This is a genomic window from Streptomyces sp. NPDC056061 (genome assembly GCF_042266885.1).
In the GTDB taxonomy this organism is placed as follows: Bacteria; Actinomycetota; Actinomycetes; order Streptomycetales; family Streptomycetaceae; genus Streptomyces.
The window spans coordinates 1-1,397 of sequence record NZ_JBHJWQ010000076.1; the positions used below are offsets into that span (position 1 = coordinate 1).

Sequence of the window (1,397 nt, forward strand, 5' to 3'; positions counted from 1 at the left end):
GGGTTCGACTCCTCTCGGGCGCGCCATAAACGGGAAGTAGCTCAGCTTGGTAGAGCACTTGGTTTGGGACCAAGGGGTCGCAGGTTCGAATCCTGTCTTCCCGACCATTTATGGGGCCTTAGCTCAGCTGGGAGAGCGCCTGCCTTGCACGCAGGAGGTCAGCGGTTCGATCCCGCTAGGCTCCACCAAAAGTTTTTAAAAAAAGTTGTTGACTTTGAAGAAGTGACGTTGTATACTAATAAAGTTGCTTTAACAAAGCGGACAAACAAAATGATCTTTGAAAACTAAACAAGACAAAACGTACCTGTTAATTCAGTTTTTAAAAATCGCACAGCGATGTGCGTAGTCAGTCAAACTACTTTATCGGAGAGTTTGATCCTGGCTCAGGACGAACGCTGGCGGCGTGCCTAATACATGCAAGTCGAGCGGACAGATGGGAGCTTGCTCCCTGATGTTAGCGGCGGACGGGTGAGTAACACGTGGGTAACCTGCCTGTAAGACTGGGATAACTCCGGGAAACCGGGGCTAATACCGGATGGTTGTTTGAACCGCATGGTTCAAACATAAAAGGTGGCTTCGGCTACCACTTACAGATGGACCCGCGGCGCATTAGCTAGTTGGTGAGGTAACGGCTCACCAAGGCAACGATGCGTAGCCGACCTGAGAGGGTGATCGGCCACACTGGGACTGAGACACGGCCCAGACTCCTACGGGAGGCAGCAGTAGGGAATCTTCCGCAATGGACGAAAGTCTGACGGAGCAACGCCGCGTGAGTGATGAAGGTTTTCGGATCGTAAAGCTCTGTTGTTAGGGAAGAACAAGTACCGTTCGAATAGGGCGGTACCTTGACGGTACCTAACCAGAAAGCCACGGCTAACTACGTGCCAGCAGCCGCGGTAATACGTAGGTGGCAAGCGTTGTCCGGAATTATTGGGCGTAAAGGGCTCGCAGGCGGTTTCTTAAGTCTGATGTGAAAGCCCCCGGCTCAACCGGGGAGGGTCATTGGAAACTGGGGAACTTGAGTGCAGAAGAGGAGAGTGGAATTCCACGTGTAGCGGTGAAATGCGTAGAGATGTGGAGGAACACCAGTGGCGAAGGCGACTCTCTGGTCTGTAACTGACGCTGAGGAGCGAAAGCGTGGGGAGCGAACAGGATTAGATACCCTGGTAGTCCACGCCGTAAACGATGAGTGCTAAGTGTTAGGGGGTTTCCGCCCCTTAGTGCTGCAGCTAACGCATTAAGCACTCCGCCTGGGGAGTACGGTCGCAAGACTGAAACTCAAAGGAATTGACGGGGGCCCGCACAAGCGGTGGAGCATGTGGTTTAATTCGAAGCAACGCGAAGAACCTTACCAGGTCTTGACATCCTCTGACAACCCTAGAGATAGGGCTTTCCCT

2 tRNA genes and 1 rRNA gene (1 of these 3 running past the window's edge) are annotated in these 1,397 nt (G+C 52.8%); all 3 read left to right on the top strand.

Annotated elements, in window-relative coordinates:
* Positions 1-30 precede the first annotated feature (30 nt).
* Positions 31-107 (top strand) — tRNA-Pro (locus ACFC79_RS38020).
* Between the two features lie 5 nt (positions 108-112).
* Positions 113-188: transfer RNA gene (locus ACFC79_RS38025), tRNA-Ala, on the top strand.
* Between the two features lie 172 nt (positions 189-360).
* Positions 361-1,397, top strand: a 16S ribosomal RNA gene (locus ACFC79_RS38030) (it continues 582 nt past the right edge of the window).